This is a genomic window from Mycoplana sp. ABR4_002, from assembly GCF_056159645.1.
Genome location: NZ_JBSWVO010000001.1, coordinates 2,767,703 through 2,782,725 on the forward strand (window position 1 = coordinate 2,767,703; position 15,023 = coordinate 2,782,725).

Sequence of the window (15,023 nt, forward strand, 5' to 3'; positions counted from 1 at the left end):
GTTTGAAATCGTCTCCTTTGAGCACCGAACACTTTTCACGAGCAGGGGGCTGCATGCCGCTGATCATCGATTTCGACAATGACAATTGGATATCCGAACTCGACGTCGCGCTTGGCGATTTGGTGCCATCGGGGATCAAATCCAACCTGAAGAAACAGGACTTTGAGTACAAGGAAGAAGCCCTGGATGCCCTCGAGGAGGCAACGGACATCGAGGACGTGATCGATGCGACCTTGAACTGGATCAGAAACAATCACGTACGCATCTTCCACGGAACCCGTCTGACAGACGACGAGGCGGACAGGCTTCTGGAGACTGGTATGCGGCCATTGGCCGTTGCCGACCGAGTTGAATGGCTGAGGGCCGCTTTTTCCGAACTGAATGATGTGCTGACAGACGAGTTCGTCAGACATTCGATTAGCAAGGGAAGCCTTCAATACCGAGAAGGTCAAGTCCATGCCGCGATATCGTTGAAGGAACTAATGGGCGGCTACGACTACCTTTTCCTGGGATCGGAATTTGACCGCCGATTGCTCGAATATGCGGGGCGCGGAGACCTCGTCCCATTGCTGACGAGCCGCGGCAAACCAAGGGTGATCAAAATTGTTATCTCGGGTGATGAGGCTCTCGACGCCATGCATCCGTTCTTTCCCCTCGAATTCACCCGAGAAAACGAACGATATCCCAACTTGGTCAGGGACCTCCTGAAGGAATATGCTTGGATGCTCAGCAAGCCTCATTACAGAAGGGTTGGCGTGGATTCCTGTCTTCTCTTCAAACGCCCGATACCGGGCCATCAAATTGAAGCCGTCGTGGCGGTCGATGAGAGGGCAGTCGTTTAGGATGACAAGCACGGACAAGACCTTCGCTCTACCTCCCGTCATCACCGACTTGGTCCTGGCCCGTAACCGTCTCCGAGACCACTATAGGTCAGCCGCCCTGGACTTCACCCTTGACGGCAACCTCATAGGCGACATCGGCGAAGCCGTGGCCGCCGAACTCTTCGGTCTCAAGCTTTCCCCACGTAACGGGACTGGTATCGATGGCCACGCCGCCGATGGCCGATCCGTGCAAGTGAAGGCAACCGGAACTGGCCGCGGCCCCGCCTTTCGAATGGTCGACACCCGTGCCGACCATCTCCTTTTTCTTGCGTTTGACATGGAGAACTTGAAGGGAGAGGTCGTCTACAATGGGCCTGAGGAAATTGCTCTGACGTTCCTTCCGACAGCGTGGCCGGGCCAGAGGAGCTTAACCAGAACACAGGTTCGTCGAGCCGACTTGCTGGTGAGACACGATCAGCGGCTACCAATGCGCGTTGGAATGCTGACTTGAGAATACGCACACGTCAAAGGTTGCGGAACAACTCTGTTATCGTCAACGGATCGCGATCCTTGCGTCGCTTAAACCAGCGGACGATAGGTTCGAACGCTTCTCCCCATAGCTCGTACCCATAGCGTCGCCCGCAAGCTACCGGCGCATATCGAGGGTTAAGGCATCGATCCAGGAACTGCATGACCTCGTCTTCACAAAGCACCCATCCGTCAACATCCGCCCTTTTCCGCGAAGGATAGCAAAGAAGCGGTCTTACTCGGAAATTCCCCTTCACCACCCCAACTGAGCGTGCCTCCCTTGCGGCGTCGTCATCAAGCAAGGGGGTCAGTGATCTGACCAGCTCATCGATGTCGGACTCCGGGAACGTCCCCGCCCATCGCAGCACGTCGGCAATGCTCGCAGGGTCTTGGAGCGACCTGTTGAACGGTCGAACGGAAGATTTGACTTCGCATATCAGGATGTCTCCGAGGCCCTCCCTCAAATTAAGGAACTCGGAAGCTGGTACACCCCTCGCCTCCTGGGCATGAAACGGAGCGCGTAGCGCTAGCCAGTCCACCTGCCCGCGATTGTTACGCGCGCTACGCTCTGTGTGTAGGATTAGGCCTGTGGTGAAATAGCCGTTCAAACGCAGGTAAAGCGCAACCAGAGCTTCGTACAGCTGGTTGTACTGTGGACGTTTCATTTGAAGAGCTTCGCCACGGAGGGCCTCGCTCCTAGATAGTTTTGCTCGCAGCGCTATCCGCGACGCCTTCACGACGCTGTCCATGTATCCCCTCCCTCAGTTGTCACGACGATAACCGCCTCTCGAAATTGCACCACAACAAACTGATGCCATGCACAGTGTTGAGTCATGATTTCCTACGTCTTAGACCGAGGTCTGGGGCGTGCTTTCCTTCCGCTTCCTCCACCACTCCCTCGTCTTCGCATTCTGCCGCGCCGTGGCCTCCTTAATAATCTCATCGAAGACGCCGAGCATTTCCTTTATTTGGACGACGTAATCCTCCGTATTGAGGTCGAACCAGAAATTCCGGTGCTCGCCCTTGGCGCTCAGCTTGATGTGGATTTCACCGCGACCCGGATCGTACTGAAAGTGCACCGACATGCCTCTGCTCGAATTCCAGACGCGTTGGCCAGACATCGGCAGACGTGGCGGGAAGATCAGGTATGGGCAGACCTTGGCCGCCTCTGGTACGATGATTTTCCAGAATGCGTCTACTCTGGCGTCTTCCATAATCGTCGGATCGTTATCCAGTCCGTAGACCCGGATGACGTCATCCCGCCTGAAAACGGTGTCGATCTGCTTCCCGCCTTTGACGAACTTGACGATAGGCCGGACGCCCTCGCGCTGCATCCTCCAGGTTACTGCATGCCCCGAGATGCCCATTCCATGTCCGAAATCGGATGCCTTGGCATGACCGGCCGCGAAAGCCTCGACTGCGTCGCGGGAAATCAGGACCTGACGAGGACTGCGCTCCACTTCTCCCAAGTGGCCCTCCTTCACTAGGATGAAGACCGTCTCGTACGTCATGTTCAGGAGCGCCTGCGCCTCGCCCATCGTCATCATGTCGTCCCGGCGGGTGAACGTCTGCCGTTTCCGCTTGGCGTCCGTGTGGACCATGAGACGCTTGAAGCCGGGGACGTCGCTGCGCTTCTCGCAGATGACGACCTCGCCTTTCAGGCACGCGACAGCCAGTTCACCGGGCAGGATATTGTTGCGGACGCGATAGGTATGGAACGTAAGACCATAGGCAACGGGACCGGTCACCGGGAGGTCCTCGATCAAACGAAGCACATTGGCAACCTGATCGGGCGAATACCGTCCTCCCGCCCGTCGACCGGGATTGAGACCTTTGAAAACGGACAGATAACCAGCGTGAACCAGATGACGGACGGCATCCTGGTGAACACCGAGCCGCTTTGCCGCCTCGCCGATCCCGATAAGGGTCTCCTTAAATTCAGCGATAGCGGGGATGGCCTCGGCAGCCACGGTGCGGCGCTCTCGCGTTTTCTGGAGGACACCGATCTCGCGGGCCAGAAGCTCGACCGCGCGGGGTTCGATGTTTAGCTGCTTCGCGATCTCCACACGAGGTGCGAACTCGACGTCGAAGTCTTCGTCCTTTACACGCCGGTCGTATCCTTCGGTCTCGAAGACGGCGGCCTCCTGGAATGCACGCCGAACGGTCGCTCTGAGGCTTTCTGGAAGAAAAGCTAGCATCGGATAGCCCCAACTGAAGTGAGCTGCCACTCCCCTAGCCTTATGTCCACGCCGATACCTTCGGTGCCAGACCCGGAATGCTTCGGCCAAGTCTCCCCTGTCCCCGCAAAGAGCGCCGTAGCCGATGTCGGCAGACTGTTGGCCGATGGACGGATGTTTCTTTACAGGCGGGTTTTCAAGAAAGCGGCCGACGAACTCGCAGTAGTCGATGACGTCGGGAATGCTGATGGCATCAAGCAGCGGCGCGCTCGTGGGCTCAAGCCATCCGAAGCGGCCGAGAAGATAACGGGCAAACGGCGCGCCGTCGTCTCGCTTAGGCAAAGGGTGGCCTAGTGCGTAACCGTCACGGGAGTATTCAAAGCCGAGCCACGACCAAGGCACGAGCGTCCCGCCTTCATCGCGCGTTACCAACTCGATACAGTGGATCGGGCAATGGCGGATGGATTCGACCTCCCACCATCCGCGGTGATGGGGGGACTCGTGGATGCAGCCAGGGCACCAGCGCCGCATCCCTAATCGAATGTGGTGGTACGGCAGGCTATGTCCTCGGAGGACATAGCCGTCGCCGTCACGGAGCGGCGTGTTGAAGCGCAGCCGCTTGAACCACTCGGGCGGCATGGGATGCCGCTGGAGGGTTTCCATCAACTGATTGGTCGCGACGCGGTTGACCTCGAGGTCGTTCCATTGGGCGAAGGTGGTCATGCTGACCGAGCCTTCAAGCTCGGCCAGCCGCATGAAGTATCCGTGGGCGGGTTCGTCGGATGCCGGAGAAATGTCCCAGCGCGAAAACACAAGGGTCTGGGTGAATGTCATGTCACGCCGCCATCTGGAAAGGATACGTGGTCTCGCCGATGCGCTTGCGCATGAAGCAGGCCGCCTTGAGATGCTTGCCCGCGACACATGGCGCGTCTTCTGCGATCGCGCGACGTGCGGCGTCAATCACGATGTTCATCGTCAGGCCGACGGAACCGCCTGCGGCGAGCTTCCACTCATCGATCCACTCGTCACGGTCGAGACCGGAGTCTTCCGCAAACGGAAGGCGTTCGGAAACGCCCGCCAGAAATTCGAGGTAATGGTCGAGTTCCTCGTTCATCGAAGTGTCGTGCTCGACAAGATGTGCCGCCGGGAAGGAAGCCCGGTTAAAGTGCTGCCTGTGTTCCAACATTCCCGCCTCGATGACGTTCAGGCCAGCTAGGAGGATTGAGCAGGCCCCGCTGTCTGCCAAGGCCTTGATCAACGAAAGCATGCCTTTCCGCTTCGCGGGCGGGGCCTCGAAAATGTAGTGGGCATCGTCCAGGATAACGAACACGGTGCCATGGCTGGCGACACGCCTAACGCATTTGGTCTCGAGCGATTTACCGCCGATGTATGGTACCGAGGACGCCCCGGTGGCGAGGTAGAGCGCCGTCGCCAAGTCAGGCGCGCCCCACCTGTCCATGACCTCCACGTAGGCGAATGGATAGGTAAAACTGCTTTCGGGCGTCAGTTGATACGGCTTGTTCTCACGCAGGAGCGTTTTCAGGAGCCACGACTTGCCTGCACGGGAATTGCCCAGAAAACCGACGATCTCGCCTGTAATGGGCGCGCCGTCCTTTCCCTGTTTATGCAGGCCGAAGACTTCCTTGTAGGCCGTGTTGAAGCGCGGATACCGGACAAGGAGATTCTCGACTTTCCCCTGTCTCTCAGCTGGGGAAAGCTTGAGCATGGCGATCCGGGCGTCATTGTCGTTGGCGTACGACACCTCGTGGAAATTGGGCAGGATGATCATTGGGCGTCTCCTTTTTTGGCCAGGCGTGCGCGGCGCGCGGCGCGGGCGTCTTCAAAGGTGGTTTCGACTACAGGGCTAGTTCCGACTACAGGGCTAGTTCCGACAGTCGCCATGCCGGCTGGTGCCTCCCGCACGGGCCCGGACGTTTCGGTACGGGGTCTTCCGCGGCGCTTGTTTTCCCTCACGACGTCTTCGAGCGGATCGCGTGTGGTCACGGTGCCGTCGGCGTTCATGACGACAAGGTTCTCGGGTGTCCCGTCGCGATCGTTGCCTGGGTTGCTCAACGACCTCGACCGCTTTGCTTTCGGTTCCAGGGGAGCCGCGAAATCGATATGGCCGGCACTCGCGGCGGCGCTGGTCGTCGCGGTGACGATGGCGCTCCGCTTGAGCTTCTTCGAGACCTGGGTCCGGAATTTGAGGAGCGCTTGGGCGTTACGCTGAAGGCCCTTCTTGTCGTAGATGTCCGCGAGTTCCTTCGACAGGGTCCGCTTGGCCACGATGAGGTCCTCGATCGTGACGCGCTTGCCCCTGGTCAGCTTGTTGTGATGCTCGACCGTCTTCCTGTGCTGGTACATGGTCGTTCCACGGGCGTACTCGAGGCAACGACCGTTGGCGCGCAGGCGGATGACCCTGTCCGGGCGGTAGGGGTTGACAACGAAAGCGTTGGAGACGTCTCCCCACTCAATGGTGAGCTTGTACTTGGTGCCTGGTCGATGGTCGGGGTGAGTGGTGATCTCCAGCAGGTCTTCCGAGATGTAGGTGAGATGCTCGGACGTCATGCCGTCGTTCTGGATGGTCACCTCGGTGGTATGGCCGCCGAGCGCCATGAAGATTTCCGGATCGATGGGGTCGCGGGGCGGCATTTTCGCCTGCCCCTCCACCCACACGTCCTCCGGGATGGCCTTGAGTCTCGGCAACTTGCCGATACCGCGCCGCGGGGTCTTATGGTAATCCGCGATCCAGAGGATGATGAAGTCCTCAAGCTGCCGCATGCTGATCAGCGGAAGGCCAAGTCCTTTGCTGTCGTCGAAAAGCTTGCGGCGCTCCGGATTGGACATCGTCGTGCCGGGTAGTTTGTGGAAGAGCTGGTGCATTAGAACGCCCAGCATGCGCTCGACCAGCCCCTTCCCCGTCGGCTCTCCGGGTACGTTTTCCACGAGTTCGAAGCCGAGTTCCTCGGACGCACCGACGATCTTGTGACCACGCAGGAACGACGCCGCGTCGGTAACAAGAGCCATGAAGTCGCCGTACTGGTTCCACTCGACGCCCGGAAACCTGCTCATGTCCTTGGGATACATCGCGAGGCGCATCCCGTGCAGGAACGCCTCGAAGCATTCGTCCTCGAAGTGGATGGCGAAGCCGATGATGCATCCGCTTTTCTTGTCTACGAAAAGCAGAATATGCGGACGACCGAACAGGAACTGGAATTCGTCGTCGCATACGACGATATCGCCAAGGGTATAGTCCGCCTCGACGACGCCGAGGATGTGATCAGGAAGCGCCCGCGAGGTGTAAAGCGTATGCTTGCGGCGTGCGTATTCCGGTCCGAAGCGCCAGAGGTCTTTGGAATACCAGTCGGGAGCTGCGAACCGCCGCTGGATGGTGCGCCGCATCGGCACCAAAAGCGTGCCGTCGGGTTGCGTGAGGTCTTTGACGAGCTGCTTGTGCTCCGCCTTCGCAAGCTCGACTTTGATCTGGCTCTCGACATCGAGCGACGTTCCGTTGGGAAGCTCCCACGCCCACTGCACGCATTCGTCGATGATGTCCTCAAGTCTGGGGTCGAACTTCCTGACGGTATTGCCGCCGGAAGTCTCGAACGCCAAGGCAAGCAGGCGATTGAAGGGGTTTTCCTCGTACGTCTTGAGCCAGCGCATCAGCGAATTGTACGCCGGCGGCTTCTTGTGACCTTTCTCCAGCGCGTGTCGGGCCGCCACCTCTAAGATCAGCTTCTTGGTGAGCAGGACTTCGCCGCCCTGACGGGCTTCGACAAGCCGTCGCGCATACCACCACCGCTTGATTGCGGCCGTCTTGGCCTTCTTTTCAATCGCCAGGTAGCTCTTAATTACGGGTTGCCTGACCTTCTTTGTAGCCCGCTTCGCTTTGAAATTGATCGGGACAAACCGGAATTCCCGCTCGAGGATGCTGATCTGCCAGTCCGACAGGAACATCGTCTCGTTCGTGTCCGTGTTCTGGATCATGAACTTTTCGCCGCCAACGCCGTACTGCGCCTTGGAGAGCACGGAGCAATACGCGACTTTGGTCCGATCGAGATTGAAAGCGGCGAACTGGGAACCAGGCCCCAAGTTGTAGCGTTGCGGCTGGAATTTTCCGCCGCCGACGGGATGGGGCGGAATATCGAGTTCGGCGTAACTCGATGCGGGAATGAGCGCGCCGTTCGTCAGGAACGTGCTCTTGTTGTGCATGAAGCTCATCAGGCGGCCCTTTCTTCGTTGTTGGCCAACAGGGAGGATTTGCGGGTGATCTTGGTGGCGAAGGAAATGACGGCCGACATGTCGAGAGTGATTTCTCCCTCGTTGACGAGCCACATCACCGCCGAGAAGGCGCGTTTGATTTCAGGAAGCTCGCGGTACTGCGCGACACTGCCGTCCTCGTTGAAATAGACGTGCGCCCGGTTGGGGAGTGCGGCGGCGAGAGTGATCGCCGAGATATCGGTGACGACGGGAAGCGACGACATCGCGCGCCGTACCTCCACGATCGCTTCCTTGTTCGGCCGCCAGGCGTGGTAGCGGACGGTTTGGTAGTTCATCCACCGTGGCTGGCGATGCAGCTCGGTTTCGTCGAGCACCCGATACGCCGCGCGGTAGTCTTCCCAGAACGCCTTCTTTAGCCTGTTCGTACGGCTTTCCAGCCAAGGCATGTCGCGCTGTTCAGCTACGGGAATGATGTCGAAGTAGGAGGCCTGTTGCTGGCGTGACCAGATACCGAGATCGGGGACATGCTTGAGCGTGCCAATCACGCCGTATCGGTCCTCGACCTCGTATTCCAGCCGCATTGGGAAGTCGCTGATACGCACGACCTCCGGATTGCACTCGAAGTGGATGATGGCGTCACGCATCAGTGTCGAGTGCGCCCTCATTGATTTCCGCGCGCCCTTGCGCAACGGAACGTTGACGGGAATCTTCCTGTTCTTCTGGCGTTTGGCGACCTTCTTGAGCGGTAAGTGGTCATCCCCGAAGCCGAAGAACTTCATGAGTTCGCGTTCGTTCATTTCATGCCTCCAGACATAGCTCCGCCGTCGCTGATCTTCACGAACCGCGGTGCTGGTTTCAGATTGGATGGAATGCCTCAGATGTCGGCGGACTGGTCGTCTTCGAACAGGTGTCCCTGCCATTCGCGCATCAGATCGGCGATCGAGATGCACTCGCCCCCGAGGGAGTCTAGGTCAGCTACGCTGATCGGCAGGGACGTGGAAATGGTGATGTCGATGAAAAACATGGCGCAATTCTCCTCTCCCGCTGGTGGCTATCCGAGCGGGCTACGATGAACATTGGGGAAAAGGACGCGCCTGCGTGGCGCGTGCCTGGTAGTCAAAGTTCGGAGGAATTGGCGAACCGCCGAACTGCGAGCAAACGACTACGAGCTGCCGATGGCAGTCATATTCGCGTGGCTATGTGCAGTCCGAAGGCGGTCATGGGTGCGATCCCGTGTAGGGAAACGGTATGGCTCATCGTTTCCGTTCACGGTTTGTACCGGACGAATTCGAAGAGTCAACCGGGCCCGGCCCAGCAGACTGCAGAACTTTCATGGAAGGAGGACGATCCGACGCGGGAATCCGTTGACAGGACCAAGTCAACCGGCAACACTCAGAGTGCTAGGTTCTGGTGTTTTTTGGTTGGTTTATTGGTGTCCTGCCCTGCAGTCCCGATGAGCAGTCAGAAAACTTACGGATTCCAACGAAGGGTCGCCCTTGAACAAGGCGGCCCTTTGTTTTTGGGTCGGCGGCGTCGGCGATTGGCCATCTTTCACTCCTCGCGTCGTTGGTCCTGGCGAAATATTGAGCGCCGCCCATTCAAGTTGGCAAGCCTTCCCGTCGCCCGCGCCCCCCTGCCATCTTCGACGAAACGACAGCTGCCAGATTTATTTTCGGGCGGGGTCAGCGACATCGGAAAATTAGAATTCTCTGATGCAGATGCGAGCAGCTCTGGCCTCGACCAGGAGGATTCGACTTTTTGAAGCCAAATCGTTGGCTGAAAAAATTCTGCTGGTGCCCCTAGACAAGCATGAAGTTTGTTCTATTTTTGTTCACTATGAAAACCTGGACCTCGATCATCGTCGCTCGAATAGACTGAACGCTCCGGCCAAGACGGCCACCCGTTCGGAATCGTATTGTCGAGGTCTATCCATATGCCGTTCGTCGAAGATGTTGCTGGCGCTCATGCCCCCGCGGGAGTAGCGACCCGGAAGTCTTTCTTTCCCTCATTCGTTACCGCTGGTCATACCCGGGATGCCAACCACTCCGGTCCTAGTCACGATCGATCCGTGAAGTCTCTCCTGCCTGCGCCACCCGACTTCCGGACGCCGATAATCCGGGTCTGCGATTTCCTCGACGACAACGCATATCGCGCCGATGCGGAATTTTTTCGTTGGCGGCCGGTTAAGCCCGGCATCGTCTGGGCTTATTAGAATGATCGCCGTCATGAAAGACGTAACGAGCGCGTCATCTGACTTGGAACGAAGGTGCGGAGGTTGAAGGAGTGACTGCGAAACGACGTCTATAATTCGGGTTGGAGGTACAGCATAGGAGAAGCCGAATCTGGAAGTTCATCGATGGTCTGGGGCCTGTGTTTTCCAATTTGGATGGATGTCGTACCGGCCGTTACCGGGGCTAGATATGAGGTCTTTGATTATCAGTGGAGGTTCTCGAGACCTCGGCTCTCGGCAAGAAGGAAGCCCTGAACAAGCGCGACCACGGAATACGCGCCCGCGATTCGGACTAATGCATGACTTCATTTGCGCCGATTTGAGCGACAGGAAATTGAAGAACTCGCTCGCAAAAGTGATGTCTTGAATATTCGGAAATTGGACATCTCTTTGAAGGTAGATATCGAAGACGTCGGGGGCAGAAGGACGTCAGCGAGCAGCAAAGGCTTTGCGAGCCGATGCACATTTCTGATTAAATTTCAAGGAGTTGACGGATTGTCAGCTTTGTGCCACCGGCCATTTCACTGGACTATTCACATCTTTGTGAGTTGACGGATTTTTTCGCAAAATCACATCTCAAGTCCGTCTTTTTGACCGCCTCGGCCATCCCGCGGCGGTCTTTTTTTGTCCATGAAGTTCAGAGGTTGATGGCGGCGGGATCACACGTATGTGGCGGCCGAGAGAAAAAGTGGTGGGCCCGGAGGGACTCGAACCCCCAACCAAGCGGTTATGAGCCGCCGGCTCTAACCATTGAGCTACAGGCCCGGCCGCCACGCGGCGCACGGGGTCAATGGCGCCCCCCGCAAGTCCGTCTAGACGAATTCGACCCGGTCCACAAGCGCCGCCGCAATGCTTACACAATCTCACGGGAATAACGTCGGCGAGGGACAACCAACCGGAGACATTCCGCATGCCACGACCAACCCTTTCCAGCGCCCTGCGCGACGGCGTCCTCGCCCTTGCCCTGGTCGCGACCGCCGCCGCGCCCGCCTTCTCCCAGGAGCAACGGCCGCGCGAACCGGTCATCACCGTCACCGGCGAAGGCCAGGCCGAGATCGCGCCCGACATGGCCGTCCTCGAGCTCGGCGTCGTCAAGGACGGCAAGACCGCACGCGAGGCGCTCGACGCCAACAACAAGGCGATGGCCGAGGTGATCCAGGCCCTGAAGGATGCCGGCATCGCCGAGCGCGACCTGCAGACCTCCGGCTTCACGATCAACCCGCAGTACCACTACCCGCAGAACCAGAACGGCGAGAGCACGCCGCCGGTCCTGGTCGGCTTCCAGGTCGGCAACATGCTGGCCCTGCGCATCCGTGACCTGTCCAAGCTCGGCACCATCCTCGACCAGACGGTCACGCTCGGCGTCAACCAGAGCGGCGGGATCCGCTTCACCAACGACGAGCCGGAGGCCGTGATCAGCGAGGCGCGCCGCAAGGCGGTCGAGGACGCCACCGCCAAGGCCCGGGAACTGACGGCCGCCGCAGGGATCGGGCTCGGCAAGGTGCTGGAGATGTCCGAGACCTCGTACCGACCCCAGCCGATGCCGATGATGCGCGGCGCGATGGCGAAGGACATGGCCGCGGAAGCCGTCCCGGTTGCCGCCGGCGAGACCAGCTACTCGGTCACCGTCACGGTGACCTTCGCCCTGCAGAACTAGCGGACGGCGATGCTGCCGGGCGGCAGCGCAAGAGACCGGACGGGGCCGCGCAGCGCTGCGCGGCCCCGTTCTTCATGATGCTGATGCCCTCGCTGGCGTCAGCGTGGTCAGCCCCACAGGGTCGGGCAGCGGGCGACGTTGGCAAAGGCCATGCGCGAGTAGCGATGGTGGCGCCAGCCCTCGACGACGACGTGGCGGCGGCTGACGTCGGCAATCCGGGCGCGGCGAAGGCCGCGATCGCGCGCCTTCTCCACCGCCTGCCAGGGGTCGCAGCGGCCACGGTGGTGATGGTCGCCCCAGCCGTGATGGCGCACCGTTCCGCGGCCGTAGTAGCCGTCGCGGTAACCGACCCGCTCGATGTGGATGTCGAGGCCGCCAGCGGAGGCGGCGGGCGCTGCGGCAGTCAGACCGGTGATCGCGAGGAGCGCGGCGGCAAGGCACTTTCCAAGGCGGTTCGACATGGGTCTCTCCAGTGTTGGCGGGCGGCGGCGACAACCGGCATTCGTCCGCGGGTTTCAATGGAAAGACGCTAGCGCGAGGACGCTGAACGCGAGCGGAACCGGGCGTTCAGCGGGCGTTCAGCCCGCCATCGCTGCGGCCATTGCCTTGCCCCTGGCCGCCGGGGTGCATTTTGCCGGCGTGGTCAGCGGCCGAGTTGCCGGGCGAGGTCGCCCGCATCGGCCAGCAGCGACAGCCGTGTGATCCGCCCGCTGTCGATTTCGAGCACCAGCACCTTCTCGCCGGCATAGGCGCTGCCGGACGGGCCGCGGCCACGCGCAGTCACGCGAACAGCGACCGGCGAGCCGCCGGCCGCGGTCATGACGGTGGCGTCGCCATAGCTTTCGTCGAAGGTGGCGAAGTGGCGCGCGAGCCGCGCGCGCAGCGCCTCGCGCCCGGTGTCGCTCCCCTCCCCGATCCCGGCAATGGCGACATCCTCGTCGATGACGCCGGCGATCGCGGCATAGTCCCGCGCGTTCATCGCGGCCACGAGATCCGTAGCGATGGTGGTTGTGTCTGCCATGCCGTCCTCCCTTGATGCAGTGCAGGAATGCGCGACGGCGCGCGGGGTTCCGCAAGGCCCCTCACGACCCCAGATGCAACACCACTTCGCGCAGGTGCGGGCTGTCGCGGTGCTCGAACAGGTAGAGCCCCTGCCAGGTGCCGAGCGCCAACCTGCCCTGCGCCACCGGGATGCCGATCGACACCTGGTTGAGCGCCGCCTTGATATGGGCGGGCATGTCGTCGGGGCCCTCGCTCGTGTGGACGATCCAGCGCATCGAGGGATCGTCCGACGGCGGGACGAGGCGGCGAAAGAACGCATCGAGATCCCGGCGCACGTCCGGGTCGGCGTTTTCCTGGATCAGGATGGAGCAGGAGGTGTGGCGGACGAACACCGTGAGCAGTCCCTCGGCGGCGCCCGACCGGCGCACGAAGGCCTGCGCGTCCGCGGTGAACTCGTAGAGCCCCTGCCCGCGGGTCATGACGGAAATGCGCGTCTGCACCCTGCCACCTCGTCGTCCGGATCCACGGCGAATCGGCCGCGGCCGCTACAGTTCCAGAAAGCTCTGGAACCCGCCATAGATCATGCGTTTGCCATCGAACACGGCCTGCCATTTCTCTTCCGAAAGACGCGGATCGTCCATCACCTTGGCGACGATCGCGTCGCGGTTCTCGCGCGAGTCATAGGTCACCCAGGAAAAGATCACCACCTCGTCGTCCTTGGCGTGGACGGCCCGCGGAAAGGACGTCACCTTGCCGTAGGGCACGTCGTCGCCGATGCATTCGACATAGGACAGCGCGCCGTGCTCCATCCAGATCGGGCCCGCAATTTCGGCCAGCGCCTTGTAGGCATCGAGATTCTTCTTCGGAACGGCCACCACGAATCCGTCGACATAATGCATTTGAACCTCCTGTAGCCTGTGCCCTCCCGTCGCCCGGGCGACGGGACTCCATGACCAAACGACGAAACCGCGTGCCCGGTCCCGACAGGCGCGATGCGTTCTCCCGCTTCGACGGCCGAGTTGCCGTCTTCGCCACCGCGTGCGCAACATTGCGGCCTGGCTGGAGGCCGGGCCGGTCTCGCCGGCCGGACGGTCAAGATACGCTTCGCCGGCGGAGCCCTGCAATGCAAATCCCGCCGGCAGGGCTCCGCACGGCGACCGACCGGGGATGGCCGACCACGCGGGCCCGGCGCAGACGGCGGCAAAGCAAGCTCGGCACAGGTGCGGGGCAAGCCCAACTACCACGTTTGCCTCAGCAGACATTTAGCGATTCATAATATAAAGTGCCCGGTTTACGGCTCGCGTCCGCCGAATGCCGACGCTTCGGGTCGATACCGTTTCTCCGGAACTGCCTGAGCCCGGGCGCGAGGAGGCTGGAATGTATTGCTTGCAGCGCGCGGCCATCGTCGCGCTATGTCTCGTGTTCGCTTCCCCTGCTCCGGCCCCCGCGGTCGAGGCGATCGGGTCGGCAGTGCATATCAGGACCCGCGTGACCGGGGACGGCCAAGAACTTTTGGTGCGTTCGCCGGTCCATCGCGACGAGCGCATCAGGACCTCGCGAAGCGGCCTCGGCCAGTTCGTGTTTCGCGACGGCAGCAAGCTCGCGGTTGGCTGGGGCTCGTCGGTGGTGATCGACCGCTTCGTCTATGACGACCAAAGATCGCTGAAGAAGCTGACGGTCCGCGCCACCAAGGGCACGTTCCGCTGGATCAGCGGCGGCTCGAACAGCACCGCCTACCAGATCCTGACCCCGGCCGGGACGATCGGGGTCCGCGGCACCGCGTTCGACTTCTACGTGGCTGCCGACGGGACGACGGCGATGGTGCTCCTGAACGGCGCGGCCTCGTTCTGCGGCGCTGGCGGTTGCCGGCAGTTGACGCGCCCCTGCGATTGCGTGGTTGCGACCCGGGGCGGCGGGATCAGCAGCCCGCGCCGCATCGATCGCGATGTCCTGCGCACGCTTGGCAACGCGCGTGCCCTGCCCTTTCTCTCCGGCGACCAGCAACTGGCGGGCAGCCTGCGCAACGGGCGCTGCGACCTGCGCGCCGCCCTGGATGACACGCCGCGCCAACCCCGCCCGCCGGCTGCGGCGCCTGCCCCCCCGCCAACGTCAAAGCCGGAACCGCCGCCAAAGCCCGAGCCGCCGCCAAAACCCGAGCCGCACAAGCCGGACAAGCCGCACAAACCCGATAAGCCCGGCAAGCATGACAAGCCGGGCTGGGGCAAACACGACTGGGGCAAGCACGACTGGGGCAAGCACGGCTGGGGCAAGGACCGCCACGGCCACTGGAGCCGGGATCGCGGCCGCGGCGATCGGGACTCCGACGGACCCGGCCGCACCAGGCGCGATAGCCGCAGGGATCGCGCGGACTAGTATCAGCGGCCGGC

The 15,023-nt window shown here is 61.1% G+C and carries 14 protein-coding genes and 1 tRNA gene; 4 read left to right on the forward strand and 11 right to left on the reverse strand.

Features of this window, described 5'->3' with window-relative positions; all coding sequences use genetic code 11:
* Nucleotides 1-53: 53 nt before the first annotated feature.
* Complete coding sequence (locus tag ACXAGF_RS13245; protein ID WP_475017721.1) at nt 54-842, forward strand: hypothetical protein; 789 nt, start codon at nt 54-56, stop codon at nt 840-842.
* Between the two features lies 1 nt (nt 843).
* Nucleotides 844-1,332 carry a DUF6998 domain-containing protein gene (locus ACXAGF_RS13250; protein ID WP_475017722.1) on the forward strand — a complete coding sequence of 163 codons (489 nt, stop codon included), beginning with the start codon at nt 844-846 and terminating at the stop codon, nt 1,330-1,332.
* Between the two features lie 13 nt (nt 1,333-1,345).
* On the opposite strand, the gene ACXAGF_RS13255 is transcribed toward ACXAGF_RS13250, so the two are convergent.
* The 7 genes from ACXAGF_RS13255 to ACXAGF_RS13285 form a co-directional block, all read right to left on the reverse strand.
* A complete protein-coding gene (locus ACXAGF_RS13255; protein ID WP_475017724.1) occupies nt 1,346-2,098 on the reverse strand; it encodes a hypothetical protein in 753 nt (250 codons plus the stop codon).
* A gap of 99 nt (nt 2,099-2,197) precedes the next feature.
* Nucleotides 2,198-4,360: a TniQ family protein gene (locus ACXAGF_RS13260; RefSeq protein ID WP_475017725.1), complete on the reverse strand. Its 2,163-nt coding sequence runs from the start codon at nt 4,358-4,360 to the stop codon at nt 2,198-2,200.
* A 1-nt stretch (nt 4,361) separates the two neighbouring features.
* Entirely contained in the window at nt 4,362-5,315 is a 954-nt protein-coding gene (locus ACXAGF_RS13265) for an AAA family ATPase (RefSeq protein WP_475017726.1), read from the reverse strand.
* Nucleotides 5,312-7,747, reverse strand: a complete 2,436-nt coding sequence (locus ACXAGF_RS13270; RefSeq protein WP_475017727.1) for a hypothetical protein — start codon at nt 7,745-7,747, stop codon at nt 5,312-5,314. The genes ACXAGF_RS13265 and ACXAGF_RS13270 overlap by 4 nt, the downstream gene beginning before the upstream one ends.
* Nucleotides 7,747-8,544 carry a hypothetical protein gene (locus tag ACXAGF_RS13275; RefSeq protein WP_475017728.1) on the reverse strand — a complete coding sequence of 266 codons (798 nt, stop codon included), beginning with the start codon at nt 8,542-8,544 and terminating at the stop codon, nt 7,747-7,749. Before ACXAGF_RS13275 ends, ACXAGF_RS13270 begins: the two co-directional genes overlap by 1 nt.
* Nucleotides 8,545-8,621: 77 nt before the next feature.
* Nucleotides 8,622-8,771, reverse strand: a complete 150-nt coding sequence (locus ACXAGF_RS13280; protein WP_475017729.1) for a hypothetical protein — start codon at nt 8,769-8,771, stop codon at nt 8,622-8,624.
* Nucleotides 8,772-10,666: 1,895 nt separating this feature from the next.
* A tRNA-Ile gene (locus tag ACXAGF_RS13285) sits at nt 10,667-10,742 on the reverse strand.
* Between the two features lie 145 nt (nt 10,743-10,887).
* Here ACXAGF_RS13285 and ACXAGF_RS13290 point away from each other — a divergent pair.
* Entirely contained in the window at nt 10,888-11,634 is a 747-nt protein-coding gene (locus tag ACXAGF_RS13290) for an SIMPL domain-containing protein (protein WP_475017731.1), read from the forward strand.
* 107 nt (nt 11,635-11,741) lie between these two features.
* Here the strand turns inward: ACXAGF_RS13290 and ACXAGF_RS13295 are convergent, their stop codons facing one another.
* From ACXAGF_RS13295 to ACXAGF_RS13310, 4 genes are all read right to left on the reverse strand, one after another.
* A complete protein-coding gene (locus ACXAGF_RS13295) occupies nt 11,742-12,095 on the reverse strand; it encodes a hypothetical protein (RefSeq protein WP_475017733.1) in 354 nt (117 codons plus the stop codon).
* A 182-nt stretch (nt 12,096-12,277) separates the two neighbouring features.
* Complete coding sequence (locus tag ACXAGF_RS13300) at nt 12,278-12,655, reverse strand: nuclear transport factor 2 family protein (protein ID WP_475017735.1); 378 nt, start codon at nt 12,653-12,655, stop codon at nt 12,278-12,280.
* A 61-nt stretch (nt 12,656-12,716) separates the two neighbouring features.
* A complete protein-coding gene (locus ACXAGF_RS13305) occupies nt 12,717-13,115 on the reverse strand; it encodes a secondary thiamine-phosphate synthase enzyme YjbQ (protein ID WP_475019287.1) in 399 nt (132 codons plus the stop codon).
* Between the two features lie 66 nt (nt 13,116-13,181).
* Nucleotides 13,182-13,535 (reverse strand): DUF1428 domain-containing protein, encoded by a 354-nt coding sequence (locus tag ACXAGF_RS13310; protein ID WP_475017737.1) that lies wholly within the window; start codon nt 13,533-13,535, stop codon nt 13,182-13,184.
* Between the two features lie 478 nt (nt 13,536-14,013).
* Here ACXAGF_RS13310 and ACXAGF_RS13315 point away from each other — a divergent pair, with 478 nt between their 5' ends.
* Nucleotides 14,014-15,009: a FecR family protein gene (locus tag ACXAGF_RS13315; protein ID WP_475019288.1), complete on the forward strand. Its 996-nt coding sequence runs from the start codon at nt 14,014-14,016 to the stop codon at nt 15,007-15,009.
* The last annotated feature ends 14 nt before the right edge of the window (nt 15,010-15,023 follow it).

Coding starts and splice junctions, on each gene's coding strand:
- ACXAGF_RS13245 (WP_475017721.1), top strand. CDS start 54: ATGCCGCTGATCATCGATTTCGACAATGACAATTGGATATCCGAACTC.
- ACXAGF_RS13250 (WP_475017722.1), top strand. CDS start 844: ATGACAAGCACGGACAAGACCTTCGCTCTACCTCCCGTCATCACCGAC.
- ACXAGF_RS13255 (WP_475017724.1), bottom strand. CDS start 2,098: ATGGACAGCGTCGTGAAGGCGTCGCGGATAGCGCTGCGAGCAAAACTA.
- ACXAGF_RS13260 (WP_475017725.1), bottom strand. CDS start 4,360: ATGACATTCACCCAGACCCTTGTGTTTTCGCGCTGGGACATTTCTCCG.
- ACXAGF_RS13265 (WP_475017726.1), bottom strand. CDS start 5,315: ATGATCATCCTGCCCAATTTCCACGAGGTGTCGTACGCCAACGACAAT.
- ACXAGF_RS13270 (WP_475017727.1), bottom strand. CDS start 7,747: ATGAGCTTCATGCACAACAAGAGCACGTTCCTGACGAACGGCGCGCTC.
- ACXAGF_RS13275 (WP_475017728.1), bottom strand. CDS start 8,544: ATGAACGAACGCGAACTCATGAAGTTCTTCGGCTTCGGGGATGACCAC.
- ACXAGF_RS13280 (WP_475017729.1), bottom strand. CDS start 8,771: ATGTTTTTCATCGACATCACCATTTCCACGTCCCTGCCGATCAGCGTA.
- ACXAGF_RS13290 (WP_475017731.1), top strand. CDS start 10,888: ATGCCACGACCAACCCTTTCCAGCGCCCTGCGCGACGGCGTCCTCGCC.
- ACXAGF_RS13295 (WP_475017733.1), bottom strand. CDS start 12,095: ATGTCGAACCGCCTTGGAAAGTGCCTTGCCGCCGCGCTCCTCGCGATC.
- ACXAGF_RS13300 (WP_475017735.1), bottom strand. CDS start 12,655: ATGGCAGACACAACCACCATCGCTACGGATCTCGTGGCCGCGATGAAC.
- ACXAGF_RS13305 (WP_475019287.1), bottom strand. CDS start 13,115: ATGACCCGCGGGCAGGGGCTCTACGAGTTCACCGCGGACGCGCAGGCC.
- ACXAGF_RS13310 (WP_475017737.1), bottom strand. CDS start 13,535: ATGCATTATGTCGACGGATTCGTGGTGGCCGTTCCGAAGAAGAATCTC.
- ACXAGF_RS13315 (WP_475019288.1), top strand. CDS start 14,014: ATGTATTGCTTGCAGCGCGCGGCCATCGTCGCGCTATGTCTCGTGTTC.